This window comes from Leucobacter chironomi DSM 19883, from assembly GCF_000421845.1.
Classification (GTDB): domain Bacteria; phylum Actinomycetota; class Actinomycetes; order Actinomycetales; family Microbacteriaceae; genus Leucobacter; species Leucobacter chironomi.
The window spans coordinates 242,329-263,780 of record NZ_ATXU01000001.1; the positions used below are offsets into that span (position 1 = coordinate 242,329).

At 72.5% G+C, this 21,452-nt stretch carries 18 protein-coding genes; 9 read left to right on the forward strand and 9 right to left on the reverse strand.

The features are described from left to right. Positions 1-29: 29 nt before the first annotated feature. A complete protein-coding gene (locus H629_RS0101020; RefSeq protein WP_024355499.1) occupies positions 30-1,301 on the forward strand; it encodes an MFS transporter in 1,272 nt (423 codons plus the stop codon). A 221-nt stretch (positions 1,302-1,522) separates the two neighbouring features. Here H629_RS0101020 and H629_RS0101025 read toward each other — a convergent pair whose 3' ends face one another. Further along, positions 1,523-2,161, reverse strand: coding sequence for a trimeric intracellular cation channel family protein (locus H629_RS0101025; RefSeq protein ID WP_029746401.1), 639 nt, complete (start codon positions 2,159-2,161; stop codon positions 1,523-1,525). A 180-nt stretch (positions 2,162-2,341) separates the two neighbouring features. Here H629_RS0101025 and H629_RS0101030 point away from each other — a divergent pair, with 180 nt between their 5' ends. From H629_RS0101030 to H629_RS0101040, 3 genes are read left to right on the forward strand one after another with little or no spacing between them, the layout of a single operon-like run. Continuing rightward, a complete protein-coding gene (locus tag H629_RS0101030) occupies positions 2,342-3,640 on the forward strand; it encodes an aminotransferase class V-fold PLP-dependent enzyme (RefSeq protein ID WP_024355501.1) in 1,299 nt (432 codons plus the stop codon). Next, positions 3,637-4,107 carry a Fe-S cluster assembly sulfur transfer protein SufU gene (gene sufU, locus H629_RS0101035; RefSeq protein WP_024355502.1) on the forward strand — a complete coding sequence of 157 codons (471 nt, stop codon included), beginning with the start codon at positions 3,637-3,639 and terminating at the stop codon, positions 4,105-4,107. The genes H629_RS0101030 and sufU overlap by 4 nt, the downstream gene beginning before the upstream one ends. Continuing rightward, positions 4,104-4,787 (forward strand): DNA alkylation repair protein, encoded by a 684-nt coding sequence (locus tag H629_RS0101040; protein WP_024355503.1) that lies wholly within the window; start codon positions 4,104-4,106, stop codon positions 4,785-4,787. Before sufU ends, H629_RS0101040 begins: the two co-directional genes overlap by 4 nt. A gap of 156 nt (positions 4,788-4,943) precedes the next feature. Here the strand turns inward: H629_RS0101040 and H629_RS0101045 are convergent, their stop codons facing one another. Further along, positions 4,944-5,876, reverse strand: coding sequence for a LysR family transcriptional regulator (locus H629_RS0101045; protein WP_024355504.1), 933 nt, complete (start codon positions 5,874-5,876; stop codon positions 4,944-4,946). Between the two features lie 77 nt (positions 5,877-5,953). Here H629_RS0101045 and H629_RS0101050 point away from each other — a divergent pair, with 77 nt between their 5' ends. Beyond that, entirely contained in the window at positions 5,954-7,729 is a 1,776-nt protein-coding gene (locus H629_RS0101050; RefSeq protein ID WP_024355505.1) for an FAD-binding protein, read from the forward strand. Between the two features lie 138 nt (positions 7,730-7,867). Further along, positions 7,868-9,142, forward strand: coding sequence for a DUF4192 family protein (locus tag H629_RS0101055; RefSeq protein ID WP_024355506.1), 1,275 nt, complete (start codon positions 7,868-7,870; stop codon positions 9,140-9,142). Positions 9,143-9,243: 101 nt separating this feature from the next. Here H629_RS0101055 and H629_RS0101060 read toward each other — a convergent pair whose 3' ends face one another. Genes H629_RS0101060 through H629_RS0101080 form a run of 5 tightly spaced genes read right to left on the reverse strand, consistent with a single transcriptional unit; the run spans position 9,244 to position 15,254 of the window. Next, positions 9,244-10,446, reverse strand: a complete 1,203-nt coding sequence (locus H629_RS0101060) for a cysteine desulfurase family protein (protein WP_276202534.1) — start codon at positions 10,444-10,446, stop codon at positions 9,244-9,246. Positions 10,447-10,505: 59 nt separating this feature from the next. Continuing rightward, entirely contained in the window at positions 10,506-11,354 is an 849-nt protein-coding gene (nadC, locus tag H629_RS0101065; protein ID WP_024355508.1) for a carboxylating nicotinate-nucleotide diphosphorylase, read from the reverse strand. Next, positions 11,348-12,994 carry an L-aspartate oxidase gene (locus H629_RS0101070; RefSeq protein WP_024355509.1) on the reverse strand — a complete coding sequence of 549 codons (1,647 nt, stop codon included), beginning with the start codon at positions 12,992-12,994 and terminating at the stop codon, positions 11,348-11,350. Before H629_RS0101070 ends, nadC begins: the two co-directional genes overlap by 7 nt. Continuing rightward, positions 12,991-14,328, reverse strand: a complete 1,338-nt coding sequence (nadA, locus tag H629_RS0101075) for a quinolinate synthase NadA (protein WP_024355510.1) — start codon at positions 14,326-14,328, stop codon at positions 12,991-12,993. The genes H629_RS0101070 and nadA overlap by 4 nt, the downstream gene beginning before the upstream one ends. Next, positions 14,325-15,254, reverse strand: coding sequence for an NUDIX hydrolase (locus tag H629_RS0101080; RefSeq protein WP_024355511.1), 930 nt, complete (start codon positions 15,252-15,254; stop codon positions 14,325-14,327). The genes nadA and H629_RS0101080 overlap by 4 nt, the downstream gene beginning before the upstream one ends. Before the next feature lie 328 nt (positions 15,255-15,582). On the opposite strand from H629_RS0101080, the gene H629_RS0101085 reads away from it, so the two are divergent. Continuing rightward, a complete protein-coding gene (locus H629_RS0101085; RefSeq protein ID WP_017883062.1) occupies positions 15,583-15,786 on the forward strand; it encodes a cold-shock protein in 204 nt (67 codons plus the stop codon). A gap of 183 nt (positions 15,787-15,969) precedes the next feature. On the opposite strand, the gene H629_RS0101090 is transcribed toward H629_RS0101085, so the two are convergent. Next, complete coding sequence (locus tag H629_RS0101090) at positions 15,970-16,530, reverse strand: dihydrofolate reductase family protein (RefSeq protein WP_024355512.1); 561 nt, start codon at positions 16,528-16,530, stop codon at positions 15,970-15,972. A 272-nt stretch (positions 16,531-16,802) separates the two neighbouring features. Here H629_RS0101090 and H629_RS0101095 point away from each other — a divergent pair, with 272 nt between their 5' ends. Then, the gene (locus tag H629_RS0101095) at positions 16,803-18,896 is read left to right on the forward strand and encodes an NADPH-dependent 2,4-dienoyl-CoA reductase (RefSeq protein WP_024355513.1); all 2,094 of its coding nucleotides are present in this window, start codon (positions 16,803-16,805) and stop codon (positions 18,894-18,896) included. Positions 18,897-18,923: 27 nt separating this feature from the next. Here the strand turns inward: H629_RS0101095 and H629_RS0101100 are convergent, their stop codons facing one another. Continuing rightward, positions 18,924-19,496, reverse strand: coding sequence for a TetR/AcrR family transcriptional regulator (locus tag H629_RS0101100; protein WP_024355514.1), 573 nt, complete (start codon positions 19,494-19,496; stop codon positions 18,924-18,926). Positions 19,497-19,805: 309 nt separating this feature from the next. Between H629_RS0101100 and H629_RS0101105 the strand changes: the two genes are divergently transcribed. Next, complete coding sequence (locus H629_RS0101105) at positions 19,806-21,434, forward strand: ABC transporter substrate-binding protein (protein ID WP_024355515.1); 1,629 nt, start codon at positions 19,806-19,808, stop codon at positions 21,432-21,434. Positions 21,435-21,452 lie beyond the last annotated feature (18 nt).

The following is a 21,452-nucleotide window of genomic DNA, read 5'->3' on the forward strand; positions in this document are numbered from 1 at the left end:
GCCGCGCACGCTGCTAGACTCGGTCGGCTATGCATGAGACCGACCGGCGCGGCGCCGGGCAGCCCTCCCCCACCCTGATCTCGCGCACCGGGGCCGCCTACTACCCCATCGCACTCGTGGCCCGGCTGCCGTTCGCGATGATGGTGATCGGTGTGCTCACCCTCGTGGTCTCGGCGCGGGGGTCCGTCGAACTGGGCGGCCTCAACTCGGCCATGGTGGGCCTCGGCATCGCCTGCGTCGGCCCGCTCATCGGCGCCGCGGCCGATCGCTTCGGACAGCGCCCCACGCTGCTCATCGCAGGCGCGGTGAACAGCGCGCTCCTGGGCGCGCTCGCCTGGGTCGCGTTCAGCCCGGCACCCACCTGGGTGCTGTTCCTCACCTCCTTCGCGGTGGGCGCCACCGTGCCCCAGATCTCCCCGATGTCGCGATCGCGTCTCGTCACGATCATCTCGACCGAGCTGCCCCGGCAGCGGCGGCCGCGCCTGCTCTCGACGGTGCTCGCCTACGAGTCCGCCGCGGACGAGGTGATCTTCGTGTTCGGCCCCGTCGCGGTGGGCGCGCTCGCGACCACGCTCGGAGCGTGGGCCCCGATCGCAGGCGCCGCGATCCTCACCCTCTGCTTCGTGACCGCGTTCGCGATGCACCGCACGAGCGCGCCCGCGAAGAGCGCCGAGGAGCGCGCCGCCACCCTCGCCCCGGCCTCCGAGCTGTGGCGCCCCGCGCTGCTCGTCACGGTCTTCGGCATCTTCACCGTGGGGCTGTTCTTCGGCTCGATGCTCACCTCGCTCACCTCGTTCATGCAGGATCGCGGCGACGCCGAGAGCGCCGGCCTCGTCTACGGTGTGATGGGCATCGGGTCCGCGATCTTCGCGATCGGGGTGGCACTGCTGCCCCCGCGCTTCACGCTGCGGGCGCGCTGGCTGGTGTTCGCCCTCATGATCCTCGCGGGCACGGCGCTGCTGCAGACCGCCGACGATCTGCCGCGCATCCTGCTGAGCCTCGCGATGATGGGGATCGGGATCGGGCCGCTGCTCGTGACGCTCTACAGCTTCGGCGCGCGGCGCAGCCCCGAGGGGCGCTCGGCGACCGTGATGACGATGCTCGGCTCGGGGCTCATGGTGGGCCAGTCGCTCGCGGCGGCCGTCACCGGCGTGGTCTCGACCGATCTGGGCACGCGCGCGGCGCTCGTGCTGCCGCTCGTGTCGGCGGTGCTCGCGGTGCTCGCGGGGGTCGCCAACTGGGTGCTCACCCCGGCGGGCCGAGAGCTCGGGCTCAGCACGGGGCCGATCGAGCTCGACTGAGCCGCGGCTGCGCGCTGCCGCGCCGTTTCTTCGGATGCCGGCGCCGCCCGGGCGCGCTGCCCGAGCCGTTTCTTCGGATTTCACCGATGGTGCGGATCGCATTGCCGCTACTGGCCCGAGACAACGGTGAGACCCGAAACAACATTGCGGCCCGGATGCGGCCCGGATGCGGCCCGGATGCGGCCGCGAGCCGGTCAGAGCGCGCGCTCGGCCCCAGCGCTTCAGCTCTCGGCGGTTCCCGGATCCCGGCCGATGCGCGGCTTCGGCAGATGCCAGCCGCGGGCCACCGAGGTGAGACGCAGCACGATCGCCGCGGCGCCGCCCACGAGCGATGCGAGGCCGGCGCTGCCGCCGAGCGCCATGATCGCGACGGCGAGCCCGGCGCCCACGAGCGCCGACACGGCGTAGAGCTCGCGCGTCAGCACCCCCGGCACCGTGTTGACGAGCACGTCGCGGATCACACCGCCGCCGATCGCGGTGATGGTGCCCACGAGGATCGCGGTGAGCGGGGTCTGCCCGGCGGCGAGCGCCGTCGCGGCGCCGTTCGCGGAGAAGAGCCCCAGGCCGAAGGCGTCGAACACCACCTCGAAGTGGCGGATCCGCGTGATCCCGGGGTGGATGAAGAAGACCGCGAGCGAGCCCACGAGCGCGACCGCGAGGTTCGGCCAGTGCACGAAGGAGATGGGCGGATGCACACCGAGCAGCATGTCGCGCACGATGCCGCCGCCGACTCCGGTGAACGAGCCCACGACCACGACGCCGAGGATGTCGAGACGGCGGCGCACGCCCACGAGCGCACCCGAGATCGCGAACGCGAGAATGCCAGACAGCTGCAGGATCTCGTAGACGACAGTGCTCATCACGGGTGAGATTCTATCCGGGCGCGGCGTCGAGCCGGGCGCTCGTCCGGGCTGGGCGCTCGGCTGCGAACTGCGCGCGACGATCCGCGATCCGCACCCCGGCGACGGAATAGGCGTCCGGGCGCGGGTGTTGTACTGGGAGGTTCCACGGGCGCCAGCCCGGGTGGAAGAATGGAGATCATGTCTGCTCTCACCCCCGCGGAGGTCGCCGAGCTGCGCGCGGCCTTCCCCTACTTCGCGCTGCAGGCCGGGATCCCGACGCCTCCGGCCTACCTCGATGCCGCCGCGACCTCGCAGCGGCCCGCCGAGGTGCTCGACGCCGAACGGCGATTCCTCGAGACCGCGAACGCCGCCGTCCACCGCGGCACGAGCGGAGCCGTCGGGGCGGCGACGGAGGCCTTCGAGGGCGCGCGCGCCGCGGTCGCGCGCTTCGTGGGGGCTGCGGCGCCCGAGCAGATCGTGTGGGCCGAGAACGCCACCGATGCCCTGAACATCGTGGCGCTCGGCATCGGCGAGGCGAGCGCGAACCCGGCGCTCGGCGTGCCCGGCAGCGAGCGCTTCGCGGTGGGGCCGGGTGACGAGATCCTCGTCACCGAGGCCGAGCACCACGCCAACCTCATCCCGTGGCAGCGACTCGCGACCCGCACGGGCGCCACGTTCCGCTACATCCCGGTGCGCGAAGACGGCACCTGGACGGTCGACGACGCGCGGGAGGCACTGACCGAGCGCACCCGCGTCTTCGCCTTCGCCCACATCTCGAACGTCACCGGTTACGTCGCCCCCGTTGCAGAACTCGCCGAGCTCGCGCGCAGCGTCGGCGCGATCACCGTGCTCGACGCGTGCCAGTCGGTGCCGCACATCCCCGTCGACCTCGACGCCCTCGGCGTCGACTTCGCCGCGTTCTCGGGCCACAAGATGCTCGGGCCCAACGGCATCGGCGTGCTCTACGGCCGCCCCGAGATGCTGGCCGCGCTGGCGCCGTCGCGCACGGGCGGCTCCGCGATCACCCGCGTCACCATGGAGTCGGCCGAGTTCATGCCGCCGCCCATGCGCTTCGAGCCGGGCACCCAGCCCGTCTCGCAGGCGGTCGGCCTCGGCGCGGCGGTCGAGTTCCTCTCGACCGTCGGCATGGAGCGGGCTGCCGCTCGCGAGCACGAACTCGTGGAGCGGCTGGTCGCCGGCATCGAGGGGACGCCGGGCGTGCGGCTGCTCGGCCCTGCCGACCCCGCGCAGCGCGTGGCGCTCGCCGCGGTGTCGGTCGACGGTCTGCACGCGCACGACGTGGGCCAGTTCCTCGACGAGCAGGGCGTGCTGGTGCGGGTGGGCCACCACTGCGCGCAACCGCTGCATCGCGCCTTCGGCATCGCCTCGTCGACGCGGGCGAGCGTGCACCTCACCACCACCGAGGACGAGATCGATCGTTTCCTCGACGCGCTCCGCGGCGCTCAGCGGTACTTCGGAGTGGAGGTGTCGGCGTGAGCGCGCTCGACGGACTGTACCAGGAGCTGATCCTCGATCACTCGAAGCGCCCGGTGGGCAAGGGCGCCCTCGAAGCGCCCGACGGCGCCCTGACCGCGTCGCACCACGAGTTCAACCCGAGCTGCGGCGACGAGATCGACCTCGCGATCGCCGTCGATCCCGCAACCGGCCGCATCGAGCGGCTGGCGTGGGAGGGGCAGGGCTGCTCGATCTCGATGGCCTCGGCCTCGATCCTCTCCCAGCTGGTCCGCGACGAACAACTGACGACCGAGGAGGCGCAGCTGCGGATCGCCGCGTTCCGCGAGATGATCCAGGCGCGCGGCGAGGGCGAACCCGACGAGGAACTGCTCGGCGACGCGGTCGCGCTGCAGGGCGTCGCGAAGTTCGTGATGCGGGTGAAGTGCGCGATGCTCGGCTGGGTCGCGCTCGAGGCGGATCTGCGCCAAGTCGAGGGGCAGCGCGCGTGAGCGCCGAGATCACGATCGACAGCACGGTCGCCGAGGTCGTCGCCGCGCTCGAAGCGCTCGAGGATCCGAAGGCCCGCGCGGTCAACGAACGTCACGGCGACGACCACGGGGTCAACCTCACACGGTTGCGTGAGGTCGCGAAGCCGCTGAAGAAGAACCAGGATCTCGCGCTGGAGCTGTGGGCCACCGGCTACACGCCGGCCCGGCTCGTGGCCACTCTCGTGGCACGGCCGCGCGCGTTCACACAGGCCCAGCTCGACTCCATGCTGCGAGAGGCATACATCCCCAAGGTGCATGGCTGGCTCGTCAACTACATCGTGAAGAAGAGCCCGCACGCCGAACAGCTGCGTCTGATCTGGCTCATGGACGACGACCCCGTGGTGGCGAGCGCCGGCTGGGAGCTCACCTCGGAGCGCGTCGCGAGGAACCCGGAGGGCGTTGACGCCGGAATGCTGCTCGACGTGATCGAGCTGGGCATGCGGGACGCGCCGGAGCGCCTGCAGTGGTCGATGAACTGGTGCCTCACCCAGATCGGGGTCTGCCACCCGGAGCACCGCGACCGCGCCATCGCGATCGGCGAGCGCCTCGGGGTGCTCAAGGACTATCCGACGCCCCCGAACTGCACCTCGCCGTACGCTCCGATCGCGATCGCCGAGCTGGTCTCCCGACGCGAGGGCTGAGCACGGGGCGGTCGACGGGCTGAGCACGGCGAAGTTGACGGCCTGAGCGCGGCCCGGTCGACGGCCTGAGCGCGGCCCGCCCGCGGCAACACGGGGCAGGAGCTGCGGGGCAGCCCCGCTCGCGACGCCGCAAGCGCTCGCGAGCCGGCGTGCCACTCACGCCCGTGCGACGAGACCGTGCTCGGTCGCGGCCAGCCGGTCGGCGACCTCCCGGATGATGGCCTGCATCGCCGCGCCGGCGTGGGTGGGCGCCATGTCCGAACGGCGGGCCACGCTGATCGTTCGGGTGAGGCCGTCGCCCGCAAGCGGGGTGACGCGCAGCTTGGGCCGATCCGCCGCCACCATCGCCGGCACCACCGCGACGCCGATCCCACGCTCGGCGAAGCTCAGCGCCGCGTCCATCTCGGCGCCCTCGACGGCCACGAGCGGGGCGATCCCGGCGCTGCGCAGGGCGGCGTCCATCGCGACGCGCAGATCGTAGTTCTCGGGGAACATCACCTGGGGCACGCGCGCGAGCTCGGCCAGCCCGACGGCGGCGGCCCCGGCGAAAGGATCCGGCTCCTCCGCAGCGGAGACGGCCACCAGGCGCTCGCTCAGGATGGGCTCCCGTTCGAGCACGGCGCGCGCCGCGCCCGACGAGACGCTCGTCACGATGAGGGCGAGGTCGAGCCCGCCTTCCATGAGCGCCGCGATGAGACTGCGCGATCCTCGTTCGAGGATCTCGATGTCGATGCCCGGGTGCCGCCCGCGGAACTCGGCGAGCACATCGGCCACGAGGCTCGTGCAGAGTGTGGGCGTCGCTCCCAGCCGGATGCGCCCCCGGCTGAGACCGGCGAGCTCGGCCATTTCGCCGCGCGCGGTCTCGGCATCGGCGAGCATGCGCCGCGCGAACGGCAGCAGGCGCTCCCCCGCCGCGGTGAGCGTCACGTTGCCGCGCACCCGGTGGAACAGCTCGACGCCGAGCTCGCCCTCCAGACTGGCGATCTGCCGGCTGAGCGAGGGCTGGGCCAGGTGGAGGTGCTCGGCGGCCCGGGTGAAGTGACCGGTGCGGGCGACCTCCGCGAAACCGCGCAGCTGTTCGAGATTCATATTCATAGCCTATTCGCATCATAATGATCCGATCTATTCATTGGAGTAATCATCGTCGGGTGCCTAGCGTGGTCCGCATGAACACCATCGCAGCAACCACCGACACTCACGGATCCGCCCCCACCGAGCGGCTCCTCTCCACCTCCGTGCTCGTCATCGGCACGGGCGGCGCCGGCCTCCGCGCCTCCATCGAGCTCGCCGAGCGCGGCGTGCAGGTGCTCGCCGTCGGCAAGCGCCGCGCTCACGACGCCCACACCACCCTCGCCGCCGGCGGCATCAACGCCGCCCTCGGCACCGTCGACCCCGAGGACAGCTGGCAGCAGCACGCCGCGGACACGCTGCGCGAGTCCTACTTCCTCGCCGACCCCGCCATCGTCGAGGTCGTCGCCCGCGGCGCCGCCCAGGGCATCGAGGAGCTCGAGTGCTGGGGCATGCCCTTCGCCCGCGAGGACGACGGCCGCATCAGTCAGCGCTTCTTCGGCGCGCACAAGTACCGCCGCACCTGCTACGCCGGCGACTACACGGGCCTGGAGATCCAGCGCACTCTCATGCGCCGCGCCGCCGAACTGCGCGTGCCGATCGTCGACACCATCTACATCACCCGCCTGCTCGTGAGCGACGGCCGCGTCTTCGGCGCCTACGGCTTCGACATCGTCGACGGCACGCCCGTCGTGATCCACGCCGACGCGGTGATCCTCGCCGCCGGCGGCCACACGCGCATCTGGCGCAACACCTCCTCGCGCCGAGACGAGAACACGGGCGACTCGTTCCGCCTGGCGGCGCTCGCCGGGGCCCGCATCCGCGACGCCGAGCTCGTGCAGTTCCACCCCTCCGGCATCCTGGAGCCCGCCGAGGCGGCCGGCACGCTCGTCTCCGAGGCCGCGCGCGGCGAGGGCGGCATCCTGCGCAACGCGCTCGGCGAGCGCTACATGGAGAAGTACGATCCCGAGCGCATGGAGCTGTCGACCCGCGATCGCGTGGCGCTCGCGAGCTACACCGAGATCACCGAGGGCAGGGGCACCACGAACGGCGGCGTCTTCCTCGACGTCTCGCACCTGCCCCGCGAGCAGATTCTCGCGAAGCTGCCGCGGGTCTACCGCACGCTCATCGATCTGCAGATGCTCGACATCACCGAGGACCCCATCGAGATCGCCCCGACCGCCCACTATTCGATGGGAGGGGTGTGGGTGCGCCCGGAGGACCACGGCACCGGGGTCGACGGGCTCTACGCCATCGGCGAGGCGTCGAGCGGGCTGCACGGGGCCAACCGCCTCGGCGGCAACTCCCTCATCGAGCTGCTCGTCTACGGGCGGATCACCGGCGCCGACGCCGCGGGCTACGTCGCTGGGCTCACCGAGATCAGGCGCGATCCGGCGGCCGTCGCCGAGGCCCGCGCCGAGATGCAGGGGCTGCTCACCGGCGGCGGCACCGAGAGCCCGCGCCGCCTGCAGCGCGCGCTGCGCGACCTGATGACGGAGCACGCCGGCGTGGTGCGCTCCGAGGCTGGGCTGCGTGCCGGTCTCGCGAAGCTCGATGCGCTGGAGGCGCGCGTGGCCCAGGTCACCGCGCACCCCGATATCGCCGGTTTCGATGATCTCGCCCACGCCTTCGATCTCTACGGTTCGATGCTCGCCGCGCGCGCCACCCTGGAGTGCGCGCTCGAGCGGCGCGAGACGCGCGGTTGCCACAACCGCTCCGACTTCCCCGAGCAGAGCGAGGAGCTGCGCGGCAACTTCGTGTGGTCGCCGTCGGAGGGCGTGGTGTTCGAGCCGCTGCCCGAGGCGCCCGAGGCGTTCCGCGAGCTGGCCTACGCCGACGCCGACGATTCCGTCGCGGGCAAGCTGGTCGAGTAGCTGGGCCCCGGTTTCACAGGGCCGGGCGGATCACCGCACTTCGCTCACAGGCGGCCGATTCGGGTGGATTCCACTCGAATCGGCCGCTGGCCTGTGGATAGCCCCGATACGTGCGCTCGCCCGGCGCAGGATCGGACCATGACTCTTGAAACCGCTCCCGATGCCCCGCTCCGCGTTCTGAAGTGCCACGGCACCGCAGACTTCCTCGCGGCCCTCCCGCGCCTCGTCGGCTACACCGCCACCGACAGCATCTTCGTCGTGTTCTTCTCCGGCTCCCGCACGAGCCAGGCAATGCGCCTCGACCTGCCGCCCGACGACGCGCCCCGGCACGTCGCGCCCCTGCTCGACTTCATCAGCGCCACACTGCGCGGGCTCGGGGACGAGTTCCGCTCCTCGCCGGCCGTCGCCATCACCTGCACCCGCACTTTCGCCGAAGCCGATGGGCCGCCGTGGCGGGCGCTTGCCCGGCGCATCGAGCGCCGCTTGCGACGCGACGGCATCTCCGTGCGAGAGCTGTGCTGCCAGGCGCCAGACGGCTGGATCAGTTTCCTCGACCCGACAGCGCCCACCGGCGGGCGCCCCCTCAGCGAGATCGCCGAGAGCCCGCTCGCGCTCGACGCGGAGCCGGGCGCCTCCGCCCCCAGAGATATCAGCGAACTCGGGGCGATCCCCGAAGCCGACCCCGAGCACCGCGATGCGGTGCTCGCCGCGCTCGCAGAGCTGCCCGCGCTCGAGGCCGCGCACCTCCGCCGGCGCACCGCAGGCGGTTCCCCTGGCCCAGGGCGCGCACCGGCGCCGATCCGGCGTGATTTCGCCGCGGTGGAGGCCGAACAGCACACCCACCCGGCTCCCCCGGAGGCTTACGACTGGATGCGCGCCACCGCACAGGTGGCCGAGGCGCTGCTCGATGACCGCGCACCCCTCACCCCCACCATGACGGCGCGTCTGATCCGCTGCGCGCAACTGCCCGACCGGTGGCTCCTGCTCGCCCTCGGCGTGCTCACACGGCCGCTCTTCCCCGTCGAACTCGCCGAAGACATCGGGCCGGGGCAGTTCGTGGCGGTGCCGGTCGACCTCGACGGCGGGCCTGCGCCGTCCCGCGTCCCGGGCTGGTCGCTGCGCCGTCTACTCGCCGACCTCTCGCCCGAGTTCACCGAGTTCCAGCGCGTGCCGCCGCTGCGCAGGCGGATCATCGAGGCCGTGTCGGTGGCGCCCGATGAGCTGCGGCCGGCGCTGCTCGCTTTCAGCGCCTGGCTGTGGTGGCTGAGCGGATCCCAGTCCGTATCCGCGAAGCAGCTGCGCGACGCACTCGCCATCGATCCGCAGCACGAACTCGCGCGCATCGTCGAGCGGCTCACCGCCGCACCGCCCTCGATGAGCTTCCTCACGCAGCCGCAGTCGAGGGCGGCATGAGCACCCGGCGCCCGGCGCGGGGTACGCGCGGGTGGCTGCCGGGGCGCGCGCAGGTGGCTGCACAGGTGCCTACGGGGGTGGCTGCGTGGGGGCTGCGCGGGTCAGCGCGAGCGGATCTCCGATCGCAGCACGCTCACTACGCGCTCGACATCGTCGCCGTCGAGGGGGCTCGCGAGGGTGAACCGCACGGCCGTCTGCGCGAGCTCGGGGGCGATGCCCATCGCGAGCAGGGCCGGCGACGGTTCGTCCTTCCCGGCGGCGCAGGCCGACCCCGACGAGACCGCGAAGCCTGCCGCGTCGAGCGCCACCAAGAGCGATTCGCCGCTCGCCGAGGCCATGACGAAGGAAGCGTGACCCGGCAGCCGCTCAGTCGGATGCCCGGTGAGCCGTGCACCCGGCACCTCGGCGAGCACGCGTTCGACCAGCTCGTCCCGGCTGCGCGCGAGCGCGAGGGCGCGGGTGCCGATCTCGCGCGCGGAAGCCGTGACGGCCGCCGCGAAGCCCGCGATCGCCGCGACGTTCTCGGTGCCGGAGCGCCGGCCGCTCTCCTGCCCTCCGCCGTGCAGCAGGGGCTCGATGCGCAGCTGCGCGCGCACGAGCAGCGCACCGGCCCCCTGGGGGCCGCCGAACTTGTGCGAGGCCACCGTCATGGCGTCGATGCCGGCGCCGGGCCAGGCGGCCGCGCTGAGCCCGGCACCGCCGAACGAGACCGGCAGCGAGGCCGCCGCCTGCACCGCGTCGGTGTGCACGAGGGCTCCGCGAGCGCGAGCCTCGGCGGCGATCTCGGGCAGCGCCTGCACGGTGCCGACCTCGGCGTTCGCGAGCCCGACCGAGACCAGGGTCGTGTCGTCGCGCAGCACCGCTCCGACCGCGGCGGGGTCGACGCTGCCGTGCTCGTCCACCGGCACCACGCTCACCTCGAAGCCGTGCACACGCTCGAGGAAGCGGCAGCTCTCGAGCACGGAGGGGTGCTCGATCGGCGTGGTGACGAGGTGGCGCCCGCGCGGGGCCGCGAGCGCCAGCCCGAGGATCGCGAGGTTGTTGGCCTCGGTGCCGCCCGAGGTGAGCACGAGCTCCCCCGGCCGGGCCCCGAGCGCAGAGGCTATGGCGGCGCGCGCAGCCTCCACCGTCTGCTGCGCGCGGTGTCCGGCCTGATGCACGCTCGACGGGTTGGCTGGCCCGGCGTCGAGCACCTCGATCATCGCCGCGCGCGCCTCCGGCCGGAGCGGGGCCGTGGCGGCCGCATCGAGATAGCGCCGGTCCGCGCGAGACCCGGCCTCGTGAGATCCGACCCCGTGAATCACCGACGCGCGAGCCCCGGCCTCATGAATCCCGGGCTCACGAGCCCCGGCCTCGCGCGCGCTCACGGCGCATCCAGGCCCAGGTCGAGGGCCCGGGCGCCGTGGGTGAGCCGACCGACCGAGATGACGTCGACGTCGGTCTCGGCGATGCTCGCGACGGTGCCGAGATCCACACCGCCGCTCGCCTCCACGACCGCGCGGCCATCGATGAGGCGCACGCCCTCCACCAGCTCGGCATTCGAGAAGTTGTCGAGCAGGATGCCGGTCGGCGCGGCGGCGAGCACGGGCACGATCTGCTCGATCCGGTCGACCTCGACCACGATCGAGGTGGTGTGCCCGGCGCGCTCCCGCAGATTGCGCAGCGCGGCCGTGATCGAGGCGTCGTCGACGGCGCCGAGGGCCGCCAGGTGGTTGTCCTTCACCATGATCGCGTCGGAGAGGCTGAAGCGGTGGTTCGATCCGCCACCCGCCAGCACCGCGTGCTTCTCCAGCGCGCGCAGGCCCGGCGTGGTCTTGCGGGTGTCGGCGATGCGCGCGCGGGTGTGGGCGACGGCGGCCGCGTACTGCGCGGTGAGGGTCGCGATCCCGCTCATGCGCTGGCAGAGGTTCAGCGCGACCCGCTCCCCCGTCAGCACGCCGCGGGCCGGTCCGGCGATACGGGCGAGTGAGCCGCCCGCGTCGAATGCCTCCCCCTCCTCGGCGAGCTCGGTCACCTCGATGCGCGGGTCGAGCTGCCGGAAGGTCTCCACGATCAGCGCACCGCCCGCGAAGATCCCCGGTTCCCGGGCCACGAGCCTCGTGTCGATGGTGGTGCTCGCCGGAATGGCGAGCTCGACCGTCAGGTCGCCCCACGGGGCGTCCTCGACGAGAGCTGCGCGCACGACGGATTCGATGAGATGGGGGGTCAGCACTGCGCAAGGCTCCTCTGCTGCATGCGGTCGGGGGCGAACCCGAGCGCGGGGTCGGCGGGGGTGGCGGAAGCGGCGAGAGCGGCAGGCGGCGGATCCGCGATCACGAATACGAAGCCGCGGCGCCGGGCCTGGGCCGGATCGGTGTCGGGCGCATCGACCCGCTGGTGAGCACCGCGGGACTCGCAGCGGGCCTGGGCGGCAAGCTCGATCATCGCTCGCAGGCTGGCTGCGGAGCGGGCCGCCGCCGCTGAGCTGGACGCCGCCTCAGAGCGGGCGGCGGAGCCGGACCCGCCGCCTTGCTCGACCTCGACGGCGACCGCGATCGCCTCCGGCCGGGCTTCGGCGACAAGCGCGCCCATCCCAGCGCCCTCCAGGCGCCAATTCGAGCGTGAGCGGGCGAAGTCGGCGGCGGCGACGCCTGCCCGGCCGCCGAACACGAGACCTTCGAGCAGCGAGTTCGAGGCGAGCCGGTTCGCGCCGTGCACGCCCGTCGCAGCGGCCTCGCCCGCGACGAAGAGACCGGGAACGGAGCTGCGCCCCCGCAGATCCGAGGCGATACCGCCCATCGTGTAGTGGGCGGCCGGCGAGACCGGAACCGGCTCGCGGCTCCAGTCGACGCCGCTTGCGGCGACCGCTGCGGTGATGCCGGGGAAGCGGCGCTCCAGGGTGCCCGGTCCGCCCTCGCGCTCGATCCCCGTCGCGTCGAGCCACAACCGCGGCTCCCCACGCTCCCGCATCACCCGCTGCATCTCGTGCGACACGACATCGCGCGGCGCGAGCTCGGCGAGCGGATGCCGCCCCACCATGAAGCGCTCGCCCGATCCATCCCGCAGTACCGCCCCGGCGCCCCGCACGGCCTCTGACACGAGCAGGCCCGAGCCGTGCAGCACTGTGGGATGGAACTGCACGAACTCGAGGTCGGCGAGCACCGCGCCGGCCCGCGCCGCGAGCACCACGCCCTCGCCCCGCGACGAGGCGGGATTGGTCGAGCGCTCGTACAGCGCGGCGTATCCGCCCGTCGCGAGCACCACCGCATCGGCTCGACGGAACTCGAGCGCGCCGTCGACGGTGCTCTCCAGCACGGCTCCGCGCACCGCTCCCGCCTCGCTCCGCAGATCGACGGCGACGCGCTCCTCCAGCAGCTCGATCCGGCCCGCGGCCGCCTCGGCCAAGACGAGCGCTACGAGGTGCCGGTGCAGCACCGCGCCTGTGCGGTCGCCGCCCGCGTGCACGATGCGGGCGTAGCCGTGCGCGCCCTCGAGCCCCAGACGCAGGGCGCCGGACGCCGCGCGATCCGCCGCGAAGCCCTGCCGCAGCAGCTCCCGCACCGCCTCAGCCCCGTCGCGAGTCAGCGCGGCCGCGGCTTCGACGTCGACGAGACCCGCCCCCGCGGCCACCGTGTCGGCGAGGTGCGCCTCAGGCGTATCCCCGAAGCCGATCGCCGCGGCGATCCCGCCCTGCGCCAGCGCGGTGCTCCCGCCCACCGCACCGTCGACCGCGCTGCCGGCCGGGCCGCCCGCACCGCTCGCACCGCCCGCTTGCAGTCGGCCGGGCACGACGAGCGCCGTCGCCGCCCCCGCCCGGGCCGCGGCGAGCGCGCAGGAGAGCCCCGCGACCCCCGAGCCGACGACGAGGATCACGGCCGTGCCGCGAGCATCCGCTCGAGGGCGACGCGGGAGTCGCCGGCCACGTCCTCCGAGACCGAGATGCGGTTCGGCACCGAGCCCGCCACGAGCGACTCCAGCGTCCACGCGAGATACGCGGGGTGGATCCGGTACATGGTCGAGCAGGGGCACACCACGGGGTCGAGGCAGAACACCGTGAGCTCGGGATGCTGCTCCTGCAGGCGATTGACGAGGTTGACCTCGGTGCCCACCGCGATCACGTCGCCGGGCGAGGCGGCCTCGATCTCCTTGCGGATGTACTCCGTCGATCCCGCACCGTCCGCGGCCTCGACGACCGCGGCGGGGCACTCCGGGTGCACGATCACGCGCACCCCGGGATACTCGGCGCGCGCCCGTTCGATCTGCTGCACGGTGAAGCGCTTGTGCACCGAGCAGAAGCCGTTCCAGAGGATCACGCGCGCCTCGTGCAGCTGCTCGACGGTGTTGCCGCCGAGTGCGAGGTGAGGCCGCCACAGCGGCATCAGCTCCTCGGGGATGCCCATCGCCTTCGCGGTGTTGCGGCCGAGATGCTGGTCGGGGAAGAAGACCACGCGCTGCCCGCGTTCGAAGGCCCACTCGAGCACCGTGCGAGCGTTCGACGACGTGCAGACGATGCCGCCGTTGCGCCCGCAGAACGCCTTGATCGCCGCCGTGGAGTTCATGTAGGTGACCGGGATCACTGGCTGCAGACCGTTCTCGGCATCAGCGCCCAGCGCGCCGGTCAGCTCCTCCCAGCAGCGCTCCACTTGCTCGATCGTCGCCATGTCGGCCATGGAGCAGCCGGCGGCGAGGTTCGGCAGCACGACCGCCTGCGACGACTCTGAGAGGATGTCGGCGGTCTCGGCCATGAAGTGCACGCCGCAGAAGACGAAGGCCTCGGCCTCGGGGTGCCCCTTCGCGGCCTGCGCCAGCATGAAGGAGTCGCCCACGAAGTCGGCGTGCTGCACGATCTCGTCGCGCTGGTAGAAGTGGCCGAGGATGCGCACGCGGTCGCCGAGCTGCTGCTTGGCGGCGACGATCCAGTCGTGCAGCTGCTCGTCGGAGGCGTCGGTGTAGCGCCGGGGCAGCGGCCCCTGGCGGGGCGCGTCGCCCGGGATCGGGTCCGGCGCCGACGCTCCCGGTCCGTAGCCGGGGGCGCGGTCGATCGTCCAGGGATCGCTGGCGAGGCCGGTGTCGCAGCTGGAGAGGCCGGTCGCCCGGAGGGCGATGGGCCGGCGGTGCGACGCCGGGCCGCCCGCGGCCTTCTGCGGGGGGCGGGCCGCGCTCTCGCGCTCGGCGGCCGCCCGGATGAGTTCGTGCACGCTCGTCATACTGCGCTCCTCGGTGCGGGGTCGTGGGGCGCGGCGGGCCGGCCCGGGTGGCCCGGGGGCCGCGTCGGCGGATCCTCCCGGAAACGGTAGAGGCGGGCGGGACGGTGCCGCGTCCCGGTCTCGGTCTCGCCGGTGTCGACGAGGTGGCCCTGCGCGAGCGCCTGGCGCCTGAAATTCGCCGGGTCGACGGTTTCGCCGAGCACGGCCTCGGTCACGGCGCGCAGCCGTCCGAGGGTGAAGACCGGCCCGAGGAAGCGGTGCGCCACCGCTTCGTACTCGGTCTTCGAGCGCAGTCTCGCGAGCGCGTACGCCACGATCTCGGCGTGGTCGAACGCCAGCTCCGGCAGGCGGTCGGCCGAGAACCAGGCCACATTGGGGTCCGGATCGCCAGGCGCCGTGGCCCCCTGCGTTCCGGGGCGGTCGCCGCTCTCGGCCGCGGTCTCGGCGGGCTCGGGGTCGTCCCAGCGTCGCGCGCGCCCGCGATCCTGGCCGCGCTCGGCGGTGCCGGCAGCCGGGAGGGGCGAGGCGAGCAGTTCGCGTTCTCCGTACAGCGCCCAGTAGGCGATGGTGACGAGTCGCTGCGCTTCGGCGGAGCGCTCGACGCCGCCGAAGGAGTAGAGCTGTTCGAGGTAGCCGGGATCCCGCCGCACCGCCGCGTGGAGCGTGCGCAGCGCGGTGTCGGCGAGGGTCTCGTCCCAGCGGGTCGGGCCGCCCGGCAGCGCCCAGCGTCCGAGGAACGGCGCGCGCGTGCGCCGCACGAGCGGCAGCCAGAGCGTGATCCTCGCGTCGGCACCCGCGTCGGGGCTCGCCGCCGCCTCGCCGATGAGCGCCCCGTCCGGCGGGTTGAGCGCGAAGGCGACGGTCGAGACCGCCACTGCCGGCGGCAGGGTGCGGCGCTCGCTCACACTCGCGGTCTCGTACGGCACAGTGCTCCTCGGTCGGTGCTGGTCGGTGCTGGTCAGGGCGGCGGCGGGGTGTCAGTCCCGACCACGCCAACTTATAGTCACTATGACCATAAGTCAATTTCGCCAGCAGCGCATTCGCCGGAAGACACAAGAAGGTCACGAAACTGTCGCATTCACAGCATCTGGGATAGGCTCGCCGCAAGACCAGTAATGCCGAACGTTGGAGCAGTCCAGACACGTTTTATCGCTGCGGCCCGCCGCAGCACGCACCACCAGTCTCCACGTCGGCGCCGTCGCCGTGGCATCCAGGTCGCTCCGCGCGGCCAGCAACACACGAAGGAAACACACTATGGCCATCGGCACCGTGAAATGGTTCAACTCCGAAAAGGGCTTCGGCTTCATCACCCCCGACGACGGAGCCTCCGACGTCTTCGCGCACTTCAGCGCGATCCAGGGCAACGGCCGTCGCGACCTCTTCGAGAACCAGCGCGTCGAGTTCGACGTCGAGCAGGGCCCCAAGGGTCTGCAGGCGAGCAACATCCGCGCGCTCTAAGCACAGCGCGACACCGGCGGGGGTGCGGGGCTTCGGCCCCGCACCCCCGCTCACGTTTCCACGGCCTTGCACGCCGCGGGCAGCGGGCGCGGGCGGCCGGCGCAGGCGGCGGGCCCATGATCGACGCTCACCCGCTGCTTCCCGTAGCACCCGGCTGCCCTCTGGCGCCGCACGGCCCCGAGCTCACCCCCGCAGCCGGTAGCGCAGATACACGATCCCGTTCTCGAGGCTGCGCTGATCGAGCAGTTCGAGCTCGCAGCGCAGTCCCTCTGGGAAGAAGCGCGTGCCGCCGCCCACCACCACCGGCGCGAGGTAAACCTGCAGCTCGTCGACGAGCCCGGCACGCAGGGCGTGGCTCGCGAGCTCGGGACCCTCGATCGTGAGATCGTGCCCGAGCGTGCGCTTCAGCTCGCGGATCTCATCCGGGTCGAAGGTGCGGCGCAGCGTCGTGCGGGCGCTGCGGGGCTCGTCGAGCGTGGTCGAGAACACGATCTTGTCGCAGGCCCGCCAGAGCCTCGCGAACTCCGCGACCCCCGGTGGCATCTCGGCGTCCTGATCGGCGGTCTCCCAGTAGACCATCATCTCGTACATGCGCCGCCCGTAGAGGTAGGTGCCGACGGATCGGGTGGCCTCGGCGACGACGGCGTGCAGCTCCTCGCTCGCCATGCCCCAGTCGAAACCGCCCGCAGTGTCCTTCGTGTACCCGTCGGCCGAGACGACCATCGAGTAGATCAAGTGGCCCATCAGCGTCTCCTTCGCTCGCCGTGCGCGATCCCGTCTCCAGTATCGCCCCGCCGCCTCGAACGCGCACCCCGATCCTCGATCGGCCGCGAACGGGACGGACGGTCCGGCCCCCGGCCGTGTCCCGCCGACGCCGTCCGTTTCCGGCTGGCGTCCGAGCTGCGCAACCGGCCTGTCGCGGCGCCCGGTTTTGTGCACTCGCCACACCCGGTTCGACAGCCCTTCGGCAGCGGCACTACATTCGGGGCACCGCGTCCGAACCGAAACGGGGATCCATGTCAGAGCCGACCTACCCGCACCTCTTCGCGCCCCTTGATCTGGGCTTCGTCACCCTTCCCAACCGCGTGCTCATGGGGTCGATGCATCTGGGTCTCGAAGAGGCCCCCGACGGCGCCGAACGGCTCGCCGCGTTCTACCGCGAGCGGGCTCGCGGCGGCGCCGCGCTCATCGTGACGGGCGGTATCGCCCCCAACCCGGAGGGGCGGCTCACCCCGGGGGCTGCGACGCTCGAATCCGAGGACCAGCTGCCGCACCACCGCACCGTCACGGACGCCGTCCATGAGGAGGGCGGCCGGATCGCATTGCAGATCCTGCACGCCGGCCGCTACGGCGCGCACCCCGACATCGTCGCGCCGAGCCCCATTCAGGCACCGATCTCGCCGCTCACACCGCGCGAGCTCGACGACGCCGAGATCGAGCGCACGATCGACGATTTCGCCCGCACCGCCCGCCTCGCGCAGCTCGCCGGCTACGACGGCGTCGAGATCATGGGTTCGGAGGGCTACCTCATCAACCAGTTCACGGCGCGGCGCACCAACCACCGCGACGACCGCTGGGGTGGCACCCTCGACGGCCGACTGCGCTTCCCCATCGAGATCGTGCGCCGCGTGCGCGAGGCCGTCGGCGAGCGCTTCATCGTGATCTACCGCCTCTCGATGCTCGAACTCGTGCCCGACGGCGCGACCCTCGATGAGGCGCTGCAGCTCGCGCGTCGCGTCGAGGCGGCGGGCGCCACCATGATCAACTCGGGCATCGGCTGGCATGAAGCCCGCGTGCCCACCATCGCGAGCTCGGTGCCCCGCGGCGCGTTCTCGTGGGCGACCCGACTCTTCGCAGATGCGGTGTCGATCCCGCTCATCACCACCAACCGCATCAACACCCCCGGCACCGCAGAGCGGCTGCTCGCCGAGGGCTGCGCCGACATGGTGTCGCTCGCGCGCCCATTCCTCGCCGATCCCGAGTTCGTGAGCAAGGCCGCCGCGGGCGCCCCCGAGCGCATCAACACCTGCATCGGCTGCAATCAGGCCTGCCTCGACCACACTTTCTCCGGCCGCCCGGCCTCCTGCCTCGTGAACCCGCGCGCGGGGCACGAGACCGATCTCGTCATCGCCCCGACAGTCGCGAAGAGGCGGATCGCGGTCGTCGGTGCGGGCCCGGCCGGGCTGGCCTGCGCCACCACGGCGGCGTCGCGCGGCCACGAAGTGACCCTGTTCGAGGCCTCGGATCGCATCGGCGGGCAGCTGAACGTGGCGCTGCAGGTGCCGGGCAAGAGCGAGTTCCGCGAGACGCTGCGCTACTTCGGGGTGCGGATCGAGGAGACCGGCGTCGAGCTGCGGCTGGGCCATCGGGCGACCGCCGAGGCTCTGGCTGCTGAGGGCTTCGACGAGGTGGTGGTGGCGACGGGCGTGGTGCCGCGCCGCCCCGACATCCCGGGCATCGACCACCCGAGCGTGCTCGGCTACCTCGACGTGCTGCGCGAGCGCGCCCCCGTGGGTGAGCGCGTCGCGATCCTCGGAGCCGGCGGCATCGGTTTCGACGTCGCCGAGTACCTGACGGCACCCGCCGACGATCCGGGCTGGAGCGACGCGGCGGCGGAGGATCCGGCGGCGCTCGACGCGTTCCTCGCGCACTGGGGCGTCGATCGCGACTTCACCGGCGCGGGCGGCCTGCGGTCACCGGCGTCGGAGCGGCCTGCGCGCAGCGTCGTGATGCTGCAGCGCAAGCCGGGCAAGCTCGGCGCCGGGCTCGGCAAGACGACGGGCTGGATCCACCGCACCGAGCTCGCACGGCGCGGGGTGCGCATGGTGCCCGGAGCCGAGTATCTCGGCATCGACGACGCCGGTCTGCGGGTGCGCCTGCCGATCGGCGAAACGGAGCACGGCAGCGGGGTCTCCGCATCGGCCGCTGAGCACACGATCCAGGTCGACACCGTCGTGCTCTGCACCGGCCAGGACCCCTCGCGCGAACTGCACGACCGACTCGCGGCCCTCGGGATCGCGACGCACCTCATCGGCGGCGCCGACGTGGCCGGCGAGCTCGATGCGAAGCGCGCGATCGCGCAGGGCACGCGGCTCGCGGCGGAGCTGTAGCGGTTCAGGCAGCGCTGGTGCCGCCGGTCAGTGCGACGGCGTCCGGAGCACCTCGCGCGCGACGGTGAGCGCCTCGCTGAGCGCGCGGTCGAGGGGGTGGCGGCCGGCGCCGCGATCCGCCCACTGCCACACCGCCGTCACGAGCGCCGCCGCGTAGCCGGCCCCGATCACGGCAGCCCGCACCGACTCGACGCCGTCGCGTTCGAGGCGAGACGCGATGGCGGTGCCGATGCGCAGCTGGCGTGCAGCCCGTCCCGTCGCCAGCTCCTGTTCGACCCCCATCGTGCGGGCGTCGACGATCGCGAGTGCGAGGGTGCCGGGCGCCTCCCCGACGGCGAAGGTCGCGAGGGCGTCGGCGAGCGGCAGCGCAGGATCGGCGAGCGCGTCGAGCAGCGCGCCGATCCGCCCGTCGAAGACGAACCACAGAATCTCGGACTTGCCCGGGAAGTAGTTGAAGAAGCTCGACCGGCTCACGCCGGCGCGGCGCGCGATCTCGGTGATCGAGGTCGCCTCGTAGCCCTGCTCGAGGAAGAGCTCGCAGGCGGCATCCGCGAGCACTTCGCGGGAGGAGGCAGGCGGGCGGCCGCGCGACGGTTTCATGGGTTCCAGAGTAGTCGCCGGATCGCAGCTCACACGGTGCGGGACGGCGGATCGCAGGCCAGACCGTGGGCCGCAGGCCAGACCGTGGATCGCAGCTCAGGCGGAGGATCTGGGCGAAAACTTCCGCCTGAGCTGCGATCCACGGTCCGAGCTGCGGCATCTCCCGGCCGAACTGCGGAGCTGGCGCCCGGCACCGCATGCTCGAGGGTGCATGCGCAGCATGTAGGATGACTTTGTTGAACCGGATCTAACAAATGGTTTCGGATCGCCAATCATCTCCCTCCCACACCCGAGGAGCCCAGCACACCCATGTCCCCGCACCCCGCCCGCACCCTCGCACCCCTCGCGCTCGCCGCAGTCGGCGCCCTCGCCCTCAGCGCCTGCAGCGCCACCGGCGACGCCGCCCCGCAGGAGGGCGGCACCCTCGTCTACGCGACCGGCGACGCCGAGCCGAGCTGCCTCGACCCGCACGTGGGCGGCAACTACCCGCAGGCGCTCATCTCGACGCAGTACCTGGAGCCGATGGTCGGCCGCGATGCCGACGGCAAGATCCAGCCGTGGCTCGCGACCGAGTGGCAGGCGAGCGACGACGGCCTGACCTGGGACTTCACACTGCAGGACGGCGTCACCTTCACCGACGGCACACCGCTCGACGCCGCCGCGATCAAGGCGAACATCGAGCACCTGCAGGATCCGGACACGCAGTCGTCCACCGGATACCTCGCCGTGCAGAAGATCGCCGAGATCGAGACCGTCGACGACACGCACGTGCGCTTCCACCTCTCGGCCCCCGACTCGGCGCTGCTCGAATCGCTGAGCCAGCAGTGGACCGCGATCCAGTCGCCCGCCGGCATCGAGCGCGGCATGGAGGAGAACTGCCAGGCGCCCATCGGCACCGGCCCCTTCATCGTCGAGGGCTGGACCCCGCAGCAGCAGGTCGACCTCGTGCGCAACGACGACTACCGCACCCCCGGCCCCGAGGCCGACCATGAAGGACCTGCCCACCTCGAGCGCATCGAGTGGCGCTTCATCCCCGACGCGGCGACCCGCAACGCGGCGCTCGCCTCGGGCGAGGTGCACGTCATCGACAATCCGCTGCCCGCCGACATCGTCGCAGCCGAGAACGGCGGCGACGGCATCGAGCACATCGACGCCCCCCGACCCGGCGCGGTCAATCGCATCGAGCTCAACTCGGGCCAGGCTCCCTTCGACGATGCACGCGTACGCGAGGCGTTCATCCGCGTCGCCGACCCGAACCCCGGCATCGAATCGCTCTTCCGGGGCGTGGCCGCCCGCACCTACTCGCCGCTCGCGAGCGTCGAGCCCACGGCAGCGGGCGACGAGTCGCTGTTCGGCACCGATCCGGCCGCCGCGGCCAAGCTGCTCGACGAGGCCGGCTGGGTCGCGGGCTCCGACGGCGTGCGCGAGAAGAACGGCGCGAGGCTGACCGTGCGCTTCCCGGTCAGCACCAACCAGTCGACCGCCGCCGAGCAGTCGCTCTTCGAGCAGATCCAGGCGAACGCCGCAGCCGTCGGCTTCGACGTGGTGATCGAGCCCGTCGACCTCAGCAGCTGGTACGGCGCCCTCGCGGCGCACGAGTACGAGGCCGTGAGCGCCCCCTACACGAAGGTCGGCCCCGACGTGCTGCGCATCCTCTACCACTCCGACGGCACCATCCCGGCACCCTCGGGCTACTTCGCGAACAACGCGCAGCTCAAGGATCCCGAGCTCGATGCGATCCTCGAGCAGGCCTCGGCCACGCTCGACGAGGCCGAGCGCACGAAGCTCTACGCCGACGCGCAGCAGCGCATCCTCGAGAGCTACACCGTGCTGCCGCTCTACGACCAGCAGAACCACTTCCTGGTGAACGGTGTCGAGGGCGTGACCACGCTCGGCACCGTGGCGACGCCCACCTTCGTCAACGCGCAGCTCGGCTGAGGCGGATCGGGTGAAGCA

Excerpts from the sequence above, each read along its gene's own strand:
- H629_RS0101020 (WP_024355499.1), top strand. The coding sequence starts at position 30 with ATGCATGAGACCGACCGGCGCGGCGCCGGGCAGCCCTCCCCCACCCTG.
- H629_RS0101025 (WP_029746401.1), bottom strand. The coding sequence starts at position 2,161 with ATGAGCACTGTCGTCTACGAGATCCTGCAGCTGTCTGGCATTCTCGCG.
- H629_RS0101030 (WP_024355501.1), top strand. The coding sequence starts at position 2,342 with ATGTCTGCTCTCACCCCCGCGGAGGTCGCCGAGCTGCGCGCGGCCTTC.
- H629_RS0101045 (WP_024355504.1), bottom strand. The coding sequence starts at position 5,876 with ATGAATCTCGAACAGCTGCGCGGTTTCGCGGAGGTCGCCCGCACCGGT.
- H629_RS0101050 (WP_024355505.1), top strand. The coding sequence starts at position 5,954 with ATGAACACCATCGCAGCAACCACCGACACTCACGGATCCGCCCCCACC.
- H629_RS0101055 (WP_024355506.1), top strand. The coding sequence starts at position 7,868 with ATGACTCTTGAAACCGCTCCCGATGCCCCGCTCCGCGTTCTGAAGTGC.
- nadA (WP_024355510.1), bottom strand. The coding sequence starts at position 14,328 with ATGACGAGCGTGCACGAACTCATCCGGGCGGCCGCCGAGCGCGAGAGC.
- H629_RS0101085 (WP_017883062.1), top strand. The coding sequence starts at position 15,583 with ATGGCCATCGGCACCGTGAAATGGTTCAACTCCGAAAAGGGCTTCGGC.
- H629_RS0101090 (WP_024355512.1), bottom strand. The coding sequence starts at position 16,530 with ATGGGCCACTTGATCTACTCGATGGTCGTCTCGGCCGACGGGTACACG.
- H629_RS0101095 (WP_024355513.1), top strand. The coding sequence starts at position 16,803 with ATGTCAGAGCCGACCTACCCGCACCTCTTCGCGCCCCTTGATCTGGGC.
- H629_RS0101100 (WP_024355514.1), bottom strand. The coding sequence starts at position 19,496 with ATGAAACCGTCGCGCGGCCGCCCGCCTGCCTCCTCCCGCGAAGTGCTC.
- H629_RS0101105 (WP_024355515.1), top strand. The coding sequence starts at position 19,806 with ATGTCCCCGCACCCCGCCCGCACCCTCGCACCCCTCGCGCTCGCCGCA.